Origin of the sequence: Streptomyces sp. NPDC094034 (assembly GCF_040303865.1) — a bacterium.
In the GTDB taxonomy this organism is placed as follows: Bacteria; Actinomycetota; Actinomycetes; order Streptomycetales; family Streptomycetaceae; genus Streptomyces.
In genome coordinates this window covers 91,966-110,727 of record NZ_JBEOUD010000012.1, presented here as the reverse complement: position 1 = coordinate 110,727, position 18,762 = coordinate 91,966, and the positions used below count along the sequence as shown (strand labels likewise).

At 69.7% G+C, this 18,762-nt stretch carries 13 protein-coding genes and 1 pseudogene; 10 read left to right on the top strand and 4 right to left on the bottom strand.

All coding sequences use genetic code 11. The features are described from left to right. The first annotated feature begins 26 nt into the window (after positions 1 to 26). On the top strand, positions 27 to 947 hold the full coding sequence (locus tag ABTZ59_RS13890) for a carbohydrate ABC transporter permease (RefSeq protein ID WP_351395726.1): 921 nt from the start codon (positions 27 to 29) through the stop codon (positions 945 to 947). A gap of 54 nt (positions 948 to 1,001) precedes the next feature. Beyond that, complete coding sequence (locus ABTZ59_RS13885; RefSeq protein WP_351395903.1) at positions 1,002 to 1,832, top strand: carbohydrate ABC transporter permease; 831 nt, start codon at positions 1,002 to 1,004, stop codon at positions 1,830 to 1,832. A 131-nt stretch (positions 1,833 to 1,963) separates the two neighbouring features. Here the strand turns inward: ABTZ59_RS13885 and ABTZ59_RS13880 are convergent, their stop codons facing one another. Continuing rightward, complete coding sequence (locus ABTZ59_RS13880; protein WP_351395723.1) at positions 1,964 to 2,209, bottom strand: hypothetical protein; 246 nt, start codon at positions 2,207 to 2,209, stop codon at positions 1,964 to 1,966. Next, positions 2,193 to 2,444: a DUF6400 family protein gene (locus tag ABTZ59_RS13875; protein ID WP_351395720.1), complete on the bottom strand. Its 252-nt coding sequence runs from the start codon at positions 2,442 to 2,444 to the stop codon at positions 2,193 to 2,195. The genes ABTZ59_RS13880 and ABTZ59_RS13875 overlap by 17 nt, the downstream gene beginning before the upstream one ends. Positions 2,445 to 2,842: 398 nt before the next feature. Between ABTZ59_RS13875 and ABTZ59_RS13870 the strand changes: the two genes are divergently transcribed. The 3 genes from ABTZ59_RS13870 (at position 2,843) to ABTZ59_RS13860 (ending at position 7,099) form a co-directional block, all read left to right on the top strand. After that, on the top strand, positions 2,843 to 4,969 hold the full coding sequence (locus tag ABTZ59_RS13870; protein WP_351395717.1) for an acyltransferase family protein: 2,127 nt from the start codon (positions 2,843 to 2,845) through the stop codon (positions 4,967 to 4,969). A 165-nt stretch (positions 4,970 to 5,134) separates the two neighbouring features. Beyond that, positions 5,135 to 5,719, top strand: coding sequence for a snapalysin family zinc-dependent metalloprotease (locus ABTZ59_RS13865; RefSeq protein ID WP_351395714.1), 585 nt, complete (start codon positions 5,135 to 5,137; stop codon positions 5,717 to 5,719). Between the two features lie 216 nt (positions 5,720 to 5,935). Further along, positions 5,936 to 7,099 carry a winged helix DNA-binding domain-containing protein gene (locus ABTZ59_RS13860; RefSeq protein WP_351395711.1) on the top strand — a complete coding sequence of 388 codons (1,164 nt, stop codon included), beginning with the start codon at positions 5,936 to 5,938 and terminating at the stop codon, positions 7,097 to 7,099. Between the two features lie 57 nt (positions 7,100 to 7,156). On the opposite strand, the pseudogene ABTZ59_RS13855 reads toward ABTZ59_RS13860, so the two are convergent. Next, positions 7,157 to 7,339 (bottom strand): annotated as a pseudogene (locus ABTZ59_RS13855) (TetR/AcrR family transcriptional regulator); the annotation flags it as partial. 126 nt (positions 7,340 to 7,465) lie between these two features. Between ABTZ59_RS13855 and ABTZ59_RS13850 the strand changes: the two are divergent. Then, positions 7,466 to 10,768 (top strand): LamG-like jellyroll fold domain-containing protein, encoded by a 3,303-nt coding sequence (locus tag ABTZ59_RS13850; RefSeq protein WP_503002765.1) that lies wholly within the window; start codon positions 7,466 to 7,468, stop codon positions 10,766 to 10,768. Positions 10,769 to 10,869: 101 nt separating this feature from the next. Here ABTZ59_RS13850 and ABTZ59_RS13845 read toward each other — a convergent pair whose 3' ends face one another. Next, positions 10,870 to 13,215 carry an AbfB domain-containing protein gene (locus tag ABTZ59_RS13845; RefSeq protein ID WP_351395703.1) on the bottom strand — a complete coding sequence of 782 codons (2,346 nt, stop codon included), beginning with the start codon at positions 13,213 to 13,215 and terminating at the stop codon, positions 10,870 to 10,872. 585 nt (positions 13,216 to 13,800) lie between these two features. On the opposite strand from ABTZ59_RS13845, the gene ABTZ59_RS13840 reads away from it, so the two are divergent. The 4 genes from ABTZ59_RS13840 to ABTZ59_RS13825 all read left to right on the top strand — a co-directional run bounded on the left by ABTZ59_RS13840 (position 13,801) and on the right by ABTZ59_RS13825 (position 18,692). Beyond that, entirely contained in the window at positions 13,801 to 14,886 is a 1,086-nt protein-coding gene (locus tag ABTZ59_RS13840; RefSeq protein WP_351395701.1) for an ABC transporter substrate-binding protein, read from the top strand. Positions 14,887 to 15,034: 148 nt separating this feature from the next. After that, positions 15,035 to 16,663 (top strand): sugar ABC transporter ATP-binding protein, encoded by a 1,629-nt coding sequence (locus tag ABTZ59_RS13835; protein WP_351395698.1) that lies wholly within the window; start codon positions 15,035 to 15,037, stop codon positions 16,661 to 16,663. Continuing rightward, the gene (locus tag ABTZ59_RS13830; RefSeq protein ID WP_351395695.1) at positions 16,660 to 17,634 is read left to right on the top strand and encodes an ABC transporter permease; all 975 of its coding nucleotides are present in this window, start codon (positions 16,660 to 16,662) and stop codon (positions 17,632 to 17,634) included. The genes ABTZ59_RS13835 and ABTZ59_RS13830 overlap by 4 nt, the downstream gene beginning before the upstream one ends. Continuing rightward, positions 17,631 to 18,692 carry an ABC transporter permease gene (locus tag ABTZ59_RS13825; protein WP_351395692.1) on the top strand — a complete coding sequence of 354 codons (1,062 nt, stop codon included), beginning with the start codon at positions 17,631 to 17,633 and terminating at the stop codon, positions 18,690 to 18,692. The genes ABTZ59_RS13830 and ABTZ59_RS13825 overlap by 4 nt, the downstream gene beginning before the upstream one ends. Positions 18,693 to 18,762 lie beyond the last annotated feature (70 nt).

Sequence of the window (18,762 nt, the reverse complement as noted above, 5' to 3'; positions counted from 1 at the left end):
TCACCGGGACAACTCAAGAAAGCGGCATGTCACTTGGCCGGCGGCTGCGCGGACCCCAGAACCGCTGCGTATGGTTCTGGGTCTTCGCCGGCCCCTTCGCCGCCGGGCTCGCTCTCTTCACCTACGTACCCCTGGTATGGAGCGTGTGGCTGAGCTTCTTCGACGCCCACAACACGGTGACCCCGACCGAGTTCGTGGGCGTGGACAACTACACCGAGATCCTCGGCGACCACTCCTTCATCTCCAGCCTCACCACCTTCGCCGTCTTCTCCCTCTTCATCGTTCCGGCGACGTACGCCCTCTCCCTGGCGCTCGCGCTGATGGTGCACCGGCTCCGCTTCGCCCAGGCGTTCTTCCGGTCCGTCTTCTTCCTGCCGACCGCCTGCTCCTACGTCGCCGCCGCGATCATCTGGAAACTCTCGATCTTCAACGGGGTGCGGTACGGGCTGGCGAACACGGTGCTCGGCTGGTTCGACGGCTCCGCCATCGCCTGGCTGTCGACCACCAGACCGCCCTGGTACTGGCTGGTCATCGTGACCGTGCGACTGTGGCTCCAGTCCGGCTTCTACATGGTGATCCTGCTGGCCGGGCTGCAACGCATCCCACCCACGCTCTACGAGGCCGCCGCGGTCGACGGCGCCCGCCCCGGCTGGCAGGTCTTCCGGCACATCACGTTCCCGCAACTGCGCGCGACCTCCGTCGCCGTCGTCCTGCTCCTGGTGGTCAACGCCTTCCAGGCCTTCGACGAGTTCTACAACCTGCTGTCCACGGCGAGCGGTTATCCGCCGTACGCCAGACCGCCCCTGGTCTACCTGTACTACGCCGCGTTGGGCCAAGGGCAGAACCTCGGGCTCGGCAGCGCGGGCGCCGTGATCCTGGCACTGATCATCGCGGTCGTGACGGTGATGCAGGCGCGCTGGTTCGGCCTCGGACGACGGGAGGACTGACCCGTGCGACGACACCCCACGAGCGGACCGGCGGCGTACTCGACGAGCCGGGCCCTGCCATTCCAGCGGCTCGCCCGCGGACTGCGCCTCGTCCCGCTCATCGCGCTCGCCGGGCTCTTCCTCATCCCGTTCTACCTGCTGCTCCGCAATGGGCTGGCCACCGAGGCGGACATCACCGGGCCCGAGTGGACGTTCTTCCCGGACAGTCTGAACTGGGGCAATCTCCGGGAGCTGTTCGACGACAGCAGTGTGCCCATGTCGCGCGCGCTGTGGAATTCTGCCGTGATCGCCGTTCTCACCACCGCCGGAACGCTGGTGCTCGCCTCGCTCGCCGGGTACGGCCTGGCCCGCATCGAATACCCCTACGCGAACCACGTCTTCTACGCGTTCCTGGTCACTCTCATGATCCCGTCCGCCGTCACCTTCGTCCCGAGCTTCGTCCTGGTCTCCGCGCTCGGCTGGATCTCCACCCTGCGGGGGCTGATCATCCCGACCCTCTTCAGCGCCTTGGCGGTCTTCGTCTTCCGCCAGTACTTCCTCGGCTTCCCCCGTGAGCTGGAGGACGCCGCCAGGGTGGACGGGCTCGGCCACTGGCGTACGTTCTGGCGGATCGTCGTGCCCAACACACGGCCGGTCTTCGCCGCCGTCGGCGCGATCGTCTTCATCGGCTCATGGAACTCTTTTCTGTGGCCGCTGGTGATCGGCCAGGACCGCGACGCCTGGACCGTTCAGGTCGCACTCGCCACGTTCACCACGGCCCAGACCATCAACCTCCACGAGCTCTTCATCGCCGCCGCCGTGTCGATCCTGCCCCTCCTGGTGGTCTTCCTCGTGTTGCAGCGCCAGATCGTCGCGGGCGCGGAGCGCTCCGGTATCGATGACTGACGGGGGAGCCCGGCACCGACAGCCGGCGGCCGGTGGCGCGGGAGGCGGCCGCCCCATGGTGGGACGTGCCCATGATCGGGCGGCTGCCTTTGGTCCTTGCCTTTGGTTCCTGCCTTGGTCCCTGCCTGTGGTCAGGCCCAGGGGGCGCTGTCGTCGCGGCAGGTGACGCCCGGACGGGTGTTCAGTGACCACATGTGCGTGCATCGCGGGCACTGAAGGTGGACGACCGGCCCCCTGGTGGAGATCAGATAGCGCCAGTGCTCCCCGCAGTTGCGACGGTCGGCGCAGGTCGCGCAGTGCCGGGCGTCGTCGCAGGCGGGGCAGGCCACCCAGGCGCGACGGGCGATGTCCGCCTGGGGATCAATGGGAAGCCGCACCGCCGGGCTCCTCCCTCGGCAGGACACCGGCCGCCACGAGCAGGTCGTAGGTGCGCCGCTGCTCGGCGTCGAGGCCCGAGTAGAGGAGCGCGTACGCCTCGTCCTCGTCTCGGAGCGCGGCCACCGGGTCCCAGTCGGGCCCGAGCGCGGCGACGACCTCCGCCCGTCGTCGGACTTCCTCGCGGGTCAGGTCGATCGTGAAGGGTATGAGGCCGATGTCATTGTCCTGATTCATTGCGAAACTTCCAATGTGTCGACGGAACCCCGCCATCTTTACCAGGCGATCCCGCGATAGGGAAGGGTGCCCTTAGTTGCCCCGCGGTCGCGCACCGTGGTGCCCGTCCCGGGCGCACCCTCGGATCGGCCCACGACGGTGCCCCGTTGCCGGTGTCGGGCGCCGAGCCGGGAACCCCGTTCGCGGGCGGCACTGTGACGTACGTCATGGCGGGCGCCCCGAGAGGTCGGGCGTGGGTGCGCCGTCGGGGCCGGTCGGCGACGGACCGAACCCGGCCGCGGGGAAGATCACCGCCTCGGGCGGGGCGACCGAGTGGATTCACCGGCCCGACACCGGGCCGCGCCGGTCCTGTGAGCTGTCTCACCGGAACGGTTCGCGCGCACCGGTCAGTAACGGGCATGACCACGATGCCGCCGCCTCCCGCGACAGAGCCGCCCCGCCGAGTCACGCCGGGACAGGCCGGCTCCGCACACCTGCGGCCGGACATCCAAGGACTTCGCGCCCTGGCGGTGGCTCTTGTCATCCTCTCCCACATCGGAGTGAGCCGGTTCAGCGGTGGCTACGTCGGCGTCGACGTCTTCTTCGTGATCTCCGGATTCGTGATCACGTCGATGCTGCTGCGCGAGCTCTCCTCGACCGGCCGGCTGTCCCTCAGGGAGTTCTACGCCCGCCGAGCGATGCGTCTGCTGCCCGCCGCCACCGTGGTCGTGCTGGCCACCCTCGCCGGATCGTGGCTGTACCTCTCCAAGGTCCGGTTCGCCGACTACGTGGGCGACGCCCTCAGCAGTTCCCTCTACGCGGCCAACATCCGGCTGGCCCTCACCGGCACCGACTACCTCTCCCAAAGCGGCCCGCCTTCGCCGTTCCAGCACTTCTGGTCACTCGCCGTCGAGGAGCAGTTCTATCTGCTGTGGCCGCTCCTTCTGCTGGGCAGCTGGATGGCGGCACGGCGCTACGCCGTCGCGCTGGTGCTGCCGACGGCCGTCCTGACGGTGACCTCGTTCGCCCTGAGCCTGTTCACCACCGCGTCCTCGCCGTCCTGGGCGTACTTCGGTCCGCACACCCGGGTGTGGGAGCTCGGGACCGGCTCCCTCCTCGCCCTCGCCGCCACCCGGCTGGAAAAGCTCCCGGCCCGGATCGCGGCTCCGGCGACCTGGATCGGGCTCGCCTGCGTCCTGATCGCCGCGTGCGCCTTCGACGAGGACACTCCCTTCCCTGGGTACCACGCGCTGGTGCCGGTGCTCGGAACCGCCCTGATACTGGCCGGCGGCTGCGCCCCGACCCGGTTCGGCGCGCGACGACTGCTCGCGCTGCGGCCCGCGGTCTGGGTGGGCGGGCTGTCCTACGGCTGGTACCTGTGGCACTGGCCACTGCTCGTCATCGCGCCGACAGCGCTGCGCGGGAGCCCGGAACTTCCGCTGCTGTGCGCTCTGATGGCCGTCGCCCTGCTGGCCGCGTGGGCGACGTCCCGTCTGGTGGAGAACCCGGTGCGGTTCCATCCCGTTCTGCGCCGTCGGCCGGGCAGGGCGCTGGGCATGGGCGCGGGCCTGTCGGCGGGCGCCGTGTCGCTGGCCCTGGTCGCGGGGGCCTTTCCGCCCGCGATCGACTCCGGCGTGGCCGCGCCCGTACTCCAGAACGCCCTACGGACCGCGCCGGACGCCGAAGGGCGGCTGACGGAGCTGCTGGGAACCGCCCCCGCGCGCCTGCCGAGCAACCTCACGCCGGGGATCAGCGAGGTCAAGAGCGAGCGGTCGACGCTCTACCGTGATGGCTGCCATGCCAACTACACCAGCACGAGCGCTCGGCCATGCGTCTTCGGCGACCGGGACTCCGGCAAGGTCGTGGTGCTCTTCGGTGACTCCCACGCCGCCCAGTGGTTCCCGGCGCTGGACCGGCTGGCTCGGACCAGGCACTGGCGGCTGGTCTCGCTGACCAAGGCGTCGTGCAAGGTCGCGACGGTGACCACTGTCAACGAGCACAAGCCCTACCGGTCCTGTGACACCTGGCGGAACAACGCCCTCGCCAGGATCGGCGAGTTGCGTCCCTTCCTTGTGATCGCCTCGTCCTCCGACGCGGGCACCCTGGCCGACACCAGGCTTGATCCCCTTCGCGAATGGACGGCCGGGTACCGCACGACCTTCCAGCGCCTCACGGCGACCGGTGCCCGGGTGGTCGACGTCCTCGACACACCCTGGCCCGAGGCCGACGCGGTCGACTGCGCCGCGTCGTACCCTCTGCGGCTGACCACATGTGCCACCGACACGGCCAAGGAGGTCCGGGACCCGGTCCACGGAAAGGCCAGTCGTGCGGCGGCGGCCTCCAGCGGGGTAACGGTCATCGACCCCGAGCCCTGGTTCTGTGCGCCCGACGGCGACTGTCCGATCGTTGTGGCCGACACACTCGTCTACCGCGACGAGAGCCATATCGCCGAGACCTACGCCCAGGCCATCGCGCCCGTGGTCGGCGACCGATTGTCCCGGGCGCTCGCGGCGCGGGCCCGTGCCGAAGGCGAGACCACGGGGTGACGCGCGCTCCCGCCCACGGCCGGGGCACGCGCCAACCCCGCCTGCGGATCAGGCTGCTGGATTGACGGATTGGTATCGATCCCCTCTGGGCAGTGAGCAGAGGTACTCATGTCATGTGCACGACCATCCGCATGACGTCTCATCTCTCCCCCAAGGAGGTCGACCATGCACGTTCCCAAGTTGACCCGCGGGCTCGTCGCCGCGTTCGCCCTGACTCTTTCCCTGGTGGGTGGCCAGGCCGTCGCCGCCCCCGCCGCGGACACCGACAGGGCCTCGGCCGCGGACACGGCCTCGGCCGCACGCGTGGTCACCTACGACGCCAGCGGTTCCGCGGAGTTCAGGTCTGCGGTCGACCGGGGCGCGGCGATCTGGAACGAGGTGGTCGACGCCGTCGAACTGCGGCCGTCGGCGGCCGGGCAGCGCGCCAACATACGGGTCCTCGCGGACAACGGCTGGCCCCGCGCCATCACCACCTCACTGGGCAACGGAACCGTCTACATCGGGCGGCAGGCCGTGGACCAGGGCTACGACACGATCCGTATCTCGTCCCACGAACTGGGTCACATCCTGGGCCTGCCGGACCGCAAGCCCGGGCCGTGTTCGAGCCTGATGTCCGGTTCCACCGCGGGAATCTCCTGCACGAACCCCTACCCGAACGCTGCCGAGAAGGCGGAGGTCGAGGGCAACTTCGGCGGTGCGTTCGCGCCGACGGCCGGAGCGGTGCCGCTCAACGTCATGCTCGTGGACTGACACACGGCGCCCGGCCGTGGACGAGGGTGGCCGTATGCCCCGGAGCGCGGATCGCGTTCCGGGGTGTGCACGGCGATGAACGACCGCGTACAGGTCGATCGGTACGCGCCCGAGTCCGGGCGGCCGCGCGCGAGCGGAACGGCCGGGCGCGCGAGCGGAACGGCCGCCCGGAGGCCGACGGTTCCGTGCCGCCGACGGCACGAGAGAATCCCCGGCATGACAATCAACGCGCAGGCGCTCAACAGGGCCACCCTCGCCCGACAACTGCTGCTGAGCCGTGAGTCGCTCGACGTCGCGGACGCGGTGCGACGTGTGGTCGCCCTCCAGGCCCAGCAGCCTGCCTCGCCGTACATCGCGCTGTGGAACAGACTCAGCGCGTTCGATCCGGCCGACCTCGACGGGGCCCTCGCCGGACACCGGACGGTGAAGGCGACGCTGATGCGACTCACGTTGCACGCGGTCCACGCCGACGACTACCGGACCTTCCGTGAGGCCATGGAGCCGACGTTGCGCGGCTCCAGGCTCCGCGACCCGCGCTTCACGGCATCCGGGCTCACCGCCGAAGACGCCACCGTACTGGTCCCGGATCTCCTCGAATACGCCGACCAGGCGCGGACCCCCGCCGAACTGGGGGGCTGGCTCCAGGCGCGGCTGGGCGCACCGATGGAGTCGGCGGCCCAGCGGATGCTGCGGCAGTACGCGCCGCTGTGGCACGCGCCGACCGGCGGGCCCTGGTCGTTCCAGACCCGGCCCTCGCTCGTCGCGGCGCGCACGCGGCCGGTGCTGGCGGATCCCGACGTCGCCGACGCAAGCCTGCGGATCCTGATACGCCGCTACCTGGAGGGCTTCGGACCGGCGTCGGTGGCGGACATCGCGCAGTTCGCGCTCGTGCAGCGGGCCCGGGTCAAAGCGGCGGTGAACGCGCTCGCCGACGAGTTCGAGCAACTGGAGGGCCCGGGCGGCACGGTGATGTACGACATCCCCGGCGCGCCACGGCCGGCCGAGGACACCCCCGCTCCACCCCGACTGATGGCGATGTGGGACAGCACGCTGCTGGCCTACGCCGACCGCAGCCGTGTCATCCCACCCGCCTACCGCAAGCACGTGACGCGGATGAACGGTGATGTGCTGCCCACCCTGCTGGTCGACGGCCATGTCGCCGGTGTCTGGCGTGCCGTCGACGGTGGAATCGAGGCCACCGCCTTCCATCCCCTTCCAGACCATGTCTGGGAGGGATTGGCCGCGGAGGCCGGGTCGCTCATCGCGTTCCTCGCCCCCCGTGATCCGAGGGCCTACGGACGCTACGACCACTGGTGGGCCAAAGGACTGCCGGGCGTCGACACACGGCTGCTCCCCGGCGACGCGAAGGACGGGGCCTGACCGGCGGAACAGTTCCTCACGCCTGTCGGGAAGGGCAACCGACCTCCCAGGCCGCCTCGCCAGCGACTCGGCGTGGCGCAGCCTCATCGACTCCTCGTACTTCCGCAGGGCAGGCGATTCGTCGACCATGTGCCAGATCGGGGCCACGCTGTCCGCCGCGCAATGTCGCACCAGGGCATCGATCTCGTGGCGCAGCGCGGGGATGAGCGGCTCGTTCGGTGCCCGGCCGGTGACCGCTTTTCCATCGTTGAAAATGTGAGTGCACGACTGTTGTTATGTGTTTGGGGCTGTGGCTCAATGTTCGACTGTGTGCTGCCGCATCCCGCGGGTGCGAGGCACTTCTGTCCCTTCGACGAGGACGACGCCTTGAGACGACAACGACTTCGCCCCCGAACGCTGCTTCGAGCACTCGCGTGTGCCGCCGCGCTGCTGCTGCCCGTGGGCGCCACCCTGGTCCCGGCGGCCGCCGCCGCTCCGGCCGCCGGTGCCGCCGCCGCGACCGTGAACGCCTCCGCGCCCGTTACCGCCTTCGCGCCCGACGACCCGGCCACCGAGGTGCACGGCCTGAAGGGGGAGTACTTCCGCATGTCCGCGCCGGGCGCTCGCGACTTCGCCGAGCTCGGTGGCGTGGCACTGGACCCCGAGATCAACTTCCCCGGTCTCACCGGGACGTTCGAGTCCACGACCGGGCGCACCGAGCACACGACGGCCCGGTGGACGGGGCAGATCGAAGCCCCCGCGACCGGTGACTACACCTTCTCCGCGATCGGCGACAACGGGTTCAGGCTCTCCGTCGACGGCGAGGTCGTCATCGACCACTGGCAGCCCGACTGGGATGTCGAGCAGCACAGCGAGCCGATCGCGCTGACCGCGGGCGAACCCCATGAGTTCCGGCTGGAGATGTTCCAGGACACCGGCGGCGCCAACATGTTCCTCCGCTGGGCGAGCCAGGACCTGAAGAAGCAGATCGTCCCGGAGGAGGCGTTCACACCGCCCGCCGACTTCGAGGTCTACCCGGTCGCGCTGAGCGTGGCCGAGGACGGCAGGCGACTCCAGGCGACGTTCGACGACAAGGTCGAGAACACCGGCGGCGTCAAGGACCATCTGAAGATCGAGGCCGACACCTCACCGATGCCGGTGAAGTCGGTGGCCAGGGCCGTCGACAACCCCAAGGCGCTGATCGTCACGCTGGCCGCGCCGGTCCAGAAGGGACAGCGGGTCCGCGTCGTGTACGACGGTGCGGGAGAACTGCGGGCGGGCGGGGAAACCGTTCCCGAGATCAGCCGTACCGCCAAGAACCGGTCCACGCACCGGCTGACCACCACCTGGGGCGACCAGTTGGACCGTGAGCACCCACTGCCGGAGTACCCCCGGCCGCAGCAGGTGCGCGATCAGTGGAAGAACCTCAACGGCCCCTGGGAGTTCGCCGGAGCCACCGCGGGCGAGCAGCCGGCCTTCGGCAAGCGGCTCGGCGAATGGATCATCGTGCCGTTCCCGGTGGAGTCCCAGCTCTCGGGTCTTGAGCGACACGAGGACCACATGTTCTACCGCAAGCTCGTCACCGTGCCGGAGAACTGGTCCATCGGCAAGGGCCGCGACGGCGGCAAGCGGCTGAGGCTCAACTTCGACGCCGTCGACTACCAGGCAGCCGTCTGGGTCAACGGCAAGAAGGTCGCCGAACACACCGGCGGATACACCGGGTTCACCGCCGACATCACGGACGCGGTCACAGGCAAGGGTCCCCAGGAGATCATCGTCGCGGTCACCGATGTCACCGGACCGAATCAGCCGAAGGGCAAGCAGTCCACCAACCCGGGCGGGATCGTCTACACCCCGTCCTCCGGTATCTGGCAGACCGTCTGGATGGAGCCGGTCGCGCCCGCCGCGGTGGACTCCCTGACCACGACCCCCGACATCGACAAGGGCACCCTCGCGCTGACCGTCAACTCCGCCGACGCCTCGCCCGGCGCCCGGATCAAGGCCGTCGCCCGCGACACGAAGGGCACGGTCGTCGGTACGGTCACCGGCCCGGCCAACCGCGCGCTGACCCTGCCGGTGAGGAACCCGCGCCTCTGGTCGCCGGACGATCCGTATCTCTATGACCTCCAGGTGAGCCTGAAGGACGGCCGGTCCACCGACCGCGTCGACAGCTACTTCGGAATGCGCTCCCTCCGTGTCGAGAAGGTCGGCGGCTACCAGAAGCTCGTACTCAACGGGCGGCCGTTCTTCTCACTCGCCATGCTGGACCAGGGCTTCTGGCCCGACGGGCTGTACACCCAGCCCAGCGACGCCGCGCTCACCTTCGACCTGAAGGCGCAGAAGGACCTGGGTTTCAACGCGGTACGCAAACACATCAAGGTGGAGTCGCCGCGCTGGTACTACCACGCCGACCGGCTCGGTCTGCTGGTGTGGCAGGACTTCGTCTCCAGCGACATCAGCGGCGATCAGGGCAAGCAGGCGTTCCTCTCGCAGGGCAAGGAGATGATGAGGCAGCTCCACAACGCGCCCTCGGTAGGCGGCTGGATCGTCTTCAACGAGGGCTGGGGCGAGTGGGACCGGGTGGAGACCGGGAAGATCACCGAGGCCGTCCAGGCCGACGACCCCTCGCGAGTCGTCAACGCGCACAGCGGGGTCAACTGCTGCTCGTCCAAGGGCGACTCGGGCAAGGGCGACATCATCGACCACCACGACTACCTGAACAATGACGCGCCGTTCCCCGACCACCGCGCCGCGATGGACGGTGAGCACGGTGGTTTCACACTCCGTACCGCCGGACACATGTGGCCGGATGCTCCCGCGGCGATCTACAGCGGGGTCCCGGACAAGGCCGCGCTGACGGCGAAGTATGTGGAGAACACCCGGACGTACTATCTCGCCGCGGCCGGCGCCGAACTGTCCGGCTCCGTCTACACCCAGGTCAGCGATCTGGAGAACGAGCTCAACGGGCTGTGGACCTACGACCGTCGTGAGATCAAGGTCGACCCGAGGAAGGTGCGGCAGATCAATCAGCAGGTCATCGCGGCCGGCGCGGCGGCGGGTGACCGCGACCGGCTGAAGGGCGGCGCCGCTTGGTCGCTGGACGAGAACAAGGGCACGACGGCCCGTGACAGCGGCCCCAACAAGGCGACCCTGACCCTCGGCGAGGGCACCACCTGGGCGCCTGGCGTACGGGGTTCCGGGCTCAGGTTCAACGGCCAGGGGCAGTACGCCGAGACCCGCGGCCCCGTCGTCGACACCACCGGGAACTACTCGGTGTCCGCGTGGGCCACGCTCGACTCGCTTCCCGGCAACTACGCCACGGTGGTCAGCCAGGACGGCCGACGGACGGAGAATCCCTTCTATCTCCAGTACGGCCAGGGCGCGTTCGCCTTCAGCGCCCCGGGCGGTCACCGCGCCCGTCTGGAGATGAAGCCCGAGACGGGGAAGTGGTACCACCTCGTCGGTGTACGTGACGGTGACGAACTCAAGCTGTACGTCGACGGCACGCTCGCGGCGACGGCCCCGGCCGGCCCCGCCGATGTCAGCACCGGGCCGCTCTCCGTCGGCCGTGCCCAGTGGAACGGCGGGAACGTCGACTTCTGGAACGGCTCGGTCGACCAGGTGAGGGTGTACGACAAGGCGCTCACCGCGGCGGAGGTGAGCGCGCTCCACGACGGCGAACAGCCGTAACACCCGACCGGCCCGGCGGCGACGGAACTGTCGCCGCCGGGCCGCCTCCGTGGGCCGGCGAGATCCAACAGACAAGGCCCAACAGCCCCCGGACGCTCGGATCAGGGCGCCCAGGGGGCCTCCACCGCCCAGGTGGTGTCCTCCGTGAACGTGGCCGGGTTGTCCCACGCGTGAGGGCCGCCGGGAGTGGCCAGCCACACTTCGGAGTTGATGTGACGGATATAGCTGCCGGGGAGGTTGGCGCTGGACAGGCGCACGCCGCCCGCGCCCGCGACCGTACAGAAGGTGGCGTCGGCCTTGAAGAGGGCCGAGCCGTCATCGGCGTCCCGCCGGATACGGAAGTCCCGGTGCCGCAGATACTCGCCGGGGTAGTTGCGGGACTCGAACGAATAGCAGTCGCTGTTGGCGAGACCGGTGACGACCTTCCAGGTCGCGTCGTTCTTGAGGAGTCCTCCGCTGGCGCCGTCGACGACCGCGGTGTACGCGAGCTGCTCGTAGTGGCGCAGGTACTTGTTGGTGTGGCCCGGGGTGGTGACCCGCAGCGAGGTGTACCGCCCGGTGGGCAGGACGACAGGTGGGGCGGGTGTCCGCGAGGCCTGGATCAGCGCCTCGTTCGCCGCCTTGACCCGCGCGGTGTCGACCTTGACCACCTGGCGGTCATAGGTGAGCAGGCCGTTCACCTCGTTCTCCACGTCCGTGATCTCCGTATAGACCGAGGCGGAGAGCCCCGCGGGCAGCTGACCGACGCGGATGCTGTCGAGCAGACCGACGAAGCGGTTGTTGAGCGCGGACAGGCTCGGCTGATCCTCATAGCTGAAGCCGCCGCCCGGATACCACTCGTGGCCGGGCACCTTGTACCCGAGCCCGCCGAACTCACCGAGAACGGCGGCCCGGGTGGCGGTCGGGGCGGTGTTTCCCGGCCCGACGTAGATGTGGTTGTCGATCACATCCCCGTTGCCCCCGTCGACCGAGCCGCAGCAATTGACCCCGCTCATGTTGTTGACCAGCCGGGAAGGGTCGTACGCCGACACCTCGTCGGCGATCCTGGCCTGGTCGTACTGTCCCCAGCCCTCGTTCTGGTTGACCCACATGACCAGGGACGGAGAGCTGCGGTGCTGGTCGATGATCGCGCGGTACTCGGCCTCCCACTGCGCGCGGGCCGCCGTGTCGGGGCTCTTCCCCGTGTCCATCGCCGGCATGTCCTGCCAGACCAGGAGCCCGAGCCGGTCCGCCCAGTAGAACCAGCGCTGGGACTCGACCTTGATGTGTTTGCGCACCATGTTGAAGCCCAGGTCCTTGTGCGCCTGAAGATCCGACCGCAGCGCGGAGTCGGTCGGTGCGGTGTAGATGCCGTCCGGCCAGTAGCCCTGGTCCAGGGTGCCGGTCTGGAAGACGAACTTCCCGTTCAGCACGGGGCGCAGGATAGTGCCGACCTTCGCCGTGGCGATCGACCGCATCCCCGCGTAGCCGCCGACCGAGTCGACGGTCGTGGCGCCGTCGAGCAGTTCGGCCCGCACATCGTAGAGGAACGGGTCCTCCGGGCTCCAGAGCCGGGGATTCGCGAGCGATACGGAGAGCTCCGCGCCCGCGGCGCCGGTCGCCGTACCGACCACGTTTCCGCCGCTGGAGACCGTCACGCGGACACTACGGCCGTTCGCCCCCGCGACCCGTGCCGTCACCCGGAGCGTGCTGTCGCTCAGGTTCGGCGTCATGTCGAGCCGGGTGATGTGGGCCGCGGCGACCGGTTCCAGCCAAACGGTCTGCCAGATGCCGGACGCCGCCGTGTAGAAGATGCCTCCGCCCGGATGCGGCTTCACGTCATTGATCCGCTGCTTGCCGACCGCCTGGCCGCCGGTCTGGGTCGGATCGTGGACGGAGACCACGACGGTGTTCGTAGCGCCGTTCAGCTGGGGTGTGATGTCGTACGAGAACGCGTCGTAGCCACCCTTGTGCGCCCCCACCTGGGTGCCGTTGACCCAGACGGTGGTCTGCCAGTCGGAGGCGCCGAAGTTGAGCTGGACCCGGCGCCCCGTCCACTCCGCGGGGACGGTGAAGTCGCGCTTGTACCAGAGCTTGTCGTTCTCGGTGATTCTGCGCTGGATACCGGAGAGGGCGGACTCGGCGACGAACGGAACCCGGATCCGGTCCGGGTACGTCGACGGCGGGCCGGCGTCACGGCCGGTCACCGCGAAGTCCCAGATGCCGTTGAGATTGGTCCAGTCGGGGCGGGTGAGCTGAGGGCGCGGATACTCGGGCAGCGGATGGTCGACGGGCACCTGATCGGTCCAGGGCGTGGTCATCGGAGCGGGCTTCGGCGTCCAGGGCGCCGCCTGGGCGGGGGTCGTAGCGCCCCCCACCAGAGCGGTCGCCACCAGCGTCAGCATGCCGGTCGCGGCCGTCAGACGTCTCCACCACGGCCGGCGGCCGGGGCTGGGCACACGCTTCATCGATACGTCTCCTCCACGGATGACGCTCCCCGCGGCCGAACCGGCGTGGGGGAGCGGTGCGGGTGGTCGTGCGGTGGTCGTGCGGGTGATGGTCCGGCTCGTGGTGCGGCTCGCCGTGCTTGTGTGGGGCAACTCGTGGGGCAACTCTTGTGGGGGCAACTCGCTTGCAACGTTGGAAGATTGCGGGTCGGCGGTATGACAGCACGCCCTCGAAGGAGTGTCCAGGTTCCTCGCGGAACCCGGCGCCCGCTTGCCCGCCCGGTCGCCGTCCCCTTGCCCGGTGCGCGCGGCCGACACATTTTGGAAACGCATCGACAACTCTCTTGCAGCCTGCGCCGCAGCGCCTATATAACGTTGTAAACCGAGCCGCCGACAGGCGGCGCGGACCCTTTCACGACCGCCTCGCCACCGCTGGTGGCCGGGGCGTGAGGACGCGGCGTCATCAAGTCCTGACGCGGCTGATGACCGTTCAGCGCCACCGCCCAGCGCCACCGTTCAGCGTCGCCCCCCGCCCTGTCGATGCCCTGCCCCTGCCCGACCGCACCCGACCGGAGTGCCGTCATCCCGCCAAGGAGCGTCCCGCGCATGATCAACCAGCGTCGATCCCGTACTCTCACCGTGGCCTGTGCGCTCGCCGCCACCGCCGTGCTCGCCGTCGCCGGCTGCTCCAAGTCGGAGACCACCGACAACGCCGGCGGTGACAGCGGCCAGGGAGCCCAGGCGGCCAAGACCCCCGACGCCACGTCCGGTTCCGGCTGCTCGCTTCAGACGTACGGCGCGCCGAAGCTGGACCTGAAGGACGCGGTGGTCGGCTTCTCCCAGTCGGAGAAGGAGGCCAACCCCTTCCGGATCGCCGAGACCCAGTCCATCAAGGACGAGGCGGCCAAGGTCGGCGTCAAGAAGCTGCTCACCACCAACGCGCAGTCGCAGCTCTCCAAGCAGATCAGCGACATCCAGGACATGCTGTCCCAGGGCGCCCAGTTCCTCATCGTCGCGCCGTTGAACTCGGACGGGCTGGAACCGGCGTTCAAGGCGGCCGCGGCGAAGAAGGTGCCCGTCCTCACCATCGACCGCAAGGTCAACTCCACCGCCTGCAAGGACTATGTCGCCTTCCTCGGCTCCGACTTCGTGGAGCAGGGCAAGCGTGCGGCCGACGCGATGATCAAGGCGACCGGCGGCAGCGGCAAGGTCGCCATCCTGCTCGGCGCGTCCGGCAACAACGTCACCACGGACCGCACCAAGGGCTTCGTCGACCAGGTGAAGGCCAAGGCACCCGGCCTCGAAATCGTGGCCCAGCAGACCGGCGAGTTCGCCCGGGACAAGGGCCAGCAGGTGATGGAACAGCTCATCCAGTCGAAGCCCGACATCACCGCCGTCTACGCGGAGAACGACGAGATGGGTCTCGGCGCGGTCACCGCGCTCAAGGCGGCCGGGAAGAAGCCCGGCAAGGACGTCAAGATCGTCTCGGTCGACGGCACCCGCAACGCCGTGCAGGCGCTGGTGGACGGGGAGTACAACGCGGTCATCGAGTCGAACCCGCGCTTCGGGCCGCTCGCCTTCGCCACCGCGCAGAAGTTCTACGCGGGCGAGGAGATCCCGGAGAACGTGATCATCGCGGACCGCGCGTACGACGAGTCCAACGCCAAGGCGTCCCTCGGCGGCGCGTTCTGACCCCTTCGCCGCCCGGCGGAGGGCACCGACTCCTTCGTCGCGCGGCGAGGAGCACCGACTGCTCCGCTCCCACGGCCGCCGGGGCGCCCCACCCGCCACGGCGGTCCCGGGCCCACCCCCTTGGAACAGCGGAAGGCCAAGAAGACCCATGGCACCACCCGAAGCAGCGGCTCAGGCGCCGGAGGAGACCACCGCGCCGACGGCCGGCACCGTGCTCGAAGCCCACGCGGTGAGCAAGCGGTTCCCGGGCGTCGTCGCGCTCGACAACGTCTCCTTCTCCCTGCGCGCGGGCGAGACCCATGCCCTGGTGGGCGAGAACGGCGCCGGGAAGTCCACCCTCATCAAGGTCCTCACCGGCGTGTACCGGCCCGACGAGGGCGAGGTACGGATGACCGGTCAACAGGTACGGTTCGCCCGGCCGTTCGAAGCGCAGCAGGCGGGCATCTCCACCATCTACCAGGAGGTGAACCTCGTCCCGCTGATGAGCGTGGCGCGCAATATCTTCCTCGGCCGTGAGCCCAAGAACCGCTTCGGTCTCATCGACTTCGGCCGGATGCACCGCGAGACCACGGAACTGCTCGACGGCTTCGGTGTCCATGTCGACCCGCGCCGGCCGCTGCACACCCTGGGCATCGGCACCCAGCAGATGGTCGCGCTGGCCCGCGCCGTCTCCGTGAACGCCCGGGTGGTCGTCATGGACGAACCCACCTCCTCCCTGGAACCGCGCGAGGTGGAGACGCTGTTCCGGGTCATCGCCGGCCTGCGCGCGCAGGGCATCGCCGTGCTCTACGTCAGCCACCGCATGGACGAGCTCTACCGGATCTGCGACCGCGTCACCGTCCTGCGCGACGGCCGCCACATCCACACCGGCGACCTCGCGGAGCTGAGCCGGATGCGACTCGTCTCGATGATGCTCGGCCGCGACATGGCCGAGGTCCGGCGCGACGGCGTGACCGGCTTCGCCGCCGAGGGACATGACGCGGCGCGCACTCCCGTACTCACCGCCCACAACCTCACCCGCCGCCACCAGCTCCAGGACGTCTCCCTTTCACTGCACGGCGGGGAGGTGCTCGGCCTCGGCGGCCTCCTCGGCTCCGGGCGCAGCGAGACCGCGAAGGCCCTGGCCGGAGCGCTGAGCCTGGACGGGGGCGAACTCACCGTCGGCGGTCGGACGCTGCGCCGGCTGACCTCCGCGGGCGCGATCCGGGCGGGCATCAGCCTGCTGCCCGAGGACCGCAAGGCGGAGGGAATCATTCCAGGCCTCTCGGTGCGCGAGAACATCGTGCTCGCCGCCATGCCCCGGCTCTCCCGCGCCGGAGTGGTCTCCCGGCGCAAGCAGGACCGCGTCGTCGACATCTTCATGAAGCGGCTGCGGATCAAGGCCGCCGGTCCCGAACAGAAGGTCGGTGAGCTCTCCGGCGGCAACCAGCAGAAGGTCCTGCTGGCCCGCTGGCTCTGCCTGGAGCCCAAGGTCCTCCTGCTCGACGAACCGACGCGGGGCATCGACGTCGGCGCCAAGGCCGAGGTCCAGGGGCTGATCGACGAGCTCGCCCGAGAGGGCCTGGCCGTGCTGCTCATCTCCTCGGACATCGAGGAGCTCATCGAGGGCGCCGACCGGATCGTCGTCCTGCGCGGCGGGGCCGTCGCGGGCGAACTGTCAGGCGACGAGGTGGGTGAGAGCCAGCTGCTCGAAGTGCTCGCCGACCACTCGCCGGTGCCCGAAGGGAAGGCCCCGGCCGCACCGGAGGCCCCGGCCGCACAGGAGGACCCGAGATGACCCAGGCCACTCTCACCCCCGGCCAGGCGCGCCCACTGGCCCGGCTCCGTGACCCCGCCTGGTACCAGGAGTACGGCGTGTACGCGGCCGTGGCGGTGCTCCTGCTCTTCAACGCGCTGTTCACCGAGCACTTCATGACCGCCGACAATCTGCGCACCCAGCTCGTCCAGGTCGCGCCCATCGTGATCGTGGCGCTGGGCATGGCCCTGGTCATCGGCACCGAGGGCATCGATCTGTCGGTCGGCTCGACCATGGCGCTCGCCGCCGCCCTGCTCCCGCTCTATCTCGGCTACGGGCTCGTGCCGGGCCTCGTCGTGGCCCTGCTCGCGGGAGCCGTCGTCGGCGCCGTCAACGGCACACTGGTCTCACTGATCGGGCTACAGCCCATCGTCGCCACCCTGGCCCTGTTCGTCGGCGGCCGGGGCATCGCCCTGGTCATGGCCGACGGCCAGCTCAAGCAGATCATCAACCCCGACGTCCTCGCGCTCGGCACCGGATCCTTCCTCGGCGTCCCGCTGGTGGTGCTGATCGCCGGGGTGCTCGCCGTCGCCGTCGCCTTCCTCGTACGGCGCACCACCTTCGGCCGTCAGATCGTCGCAGTCGGCGGCAACCGGTCGGCCGCCTCTCTTGCGGGACTGCCGGTCAAACGCGTCCTTATGGGTGTGTACATCCTCTGTGGGGTGCTGGCCGCCCTGGCGGGAATCCTCGCCACGGCCAGGCTGACGGCGAGCGACCCCTCCTCGCTCGGCACCCTCATGGAGCTCTCCGCCATCACGGCGGTCGTGGTCGGCGGAACCCCGCTGAACGGCGGCTCCGTCCGGGTCCTGGGCACCGTGGCCGGCGCCCTGCTGATGCAGCTGCTGCGCGCCACCCTCGTCAAGCACGACCTGCCCGACTCCACCGCACAGATCGCCCAGGCGGCCATCATCATCGCCGCCGTCTATGTCGCCCGGGAGCGTCGGTCCCGATGAACGAAACCACACCCGCACCGCCCGCACCCGCCCCGGCGCCGCAGAAGACCCCCGCGCCTCCCGGCGGCGAGACTCCCCGCGACGTACCGGCCGCCGAGACGCCCCTCAAGCAGCGTCTCGCCGAGCTGATGCAACGTCAGGGCGTGCTCGCGGTCCTTCTCACGGTCATCCTCGTCGCCTCGTTCGTCTACCCGACGTTCGCCACCCTCGACAACGCCCGGGGCGTGACCGTCCAGGCGTCGTTCCTCGCCGTGGTGGCCCTCGGCATGACCTTGGTCATCATCACCGGCGGAATCGACCTGTCGGTCGGATCGGTGTTCGCGCTGGGGGGTGTGCTCGCGGCCTGGGCCTCGCAATGGGGCTTCTTCACGGCGCTGCTGGTACCCCTGCTGGTGTGCGGGGCTATCGGGCTGCTGAACGGCTTCCTCATCGCCCGCGCCGGAATGGCCCCCTTCATCGTCACGCTCGCCACGCTGCTCGCGGCCCGCGGTCTGCTCCTCGCGCTCACCGACGAGGGTGCCACCACCTATCTGGTGCCCAAGGACTCCGCGTTCGCCGAGCTGGGGCAGGGCGGCGTCGGGGGCTTCGGATACCCGCTCCTGATCGCCCTGGTGCTGTTCGGCGCGGGCGGGCTGCTGCTGCAACGGACCTCGTTCGGCCAGTCGCTGTTCGCGGTCGGCGGCAGCGGCGACGCGGCCGCGCTGATGGGGCTGCCCGTCGCCCGTACGAAGATCCTGGTCTACACGCTCAGCGGGCTGCTGGCGGGACTCGCCGGCGCGCTGAACGCGGCCAGACTGTCGTCGGGCGTCACCATCGTGGGCGTCGGCATGGAACTCGACGCCATCTCCGCCGTCGTCATCGGCGGCACGCTCCTCGTCGGTGGGGCCGGATCGATCAGCGGCACGCTCTGGGGTGTCCTGCTGCTGGCCGTCATCCAGAATCTGATCAACCAGATCGGCTCGCTCAACTCCTCGTACCAGTCGGTGGTGAGCGGCGGCTTCCTTATCGTTGTCGTCGTGGCGCAGCGCTATCTGGCGCGCAGTCGCAGAACCACCTGAACCACGCCGGGTTCCGGGTGGCCGTCCGGCCACCGGGACGCGGCCACCCCGGGGCCCCGGACCTCACCGG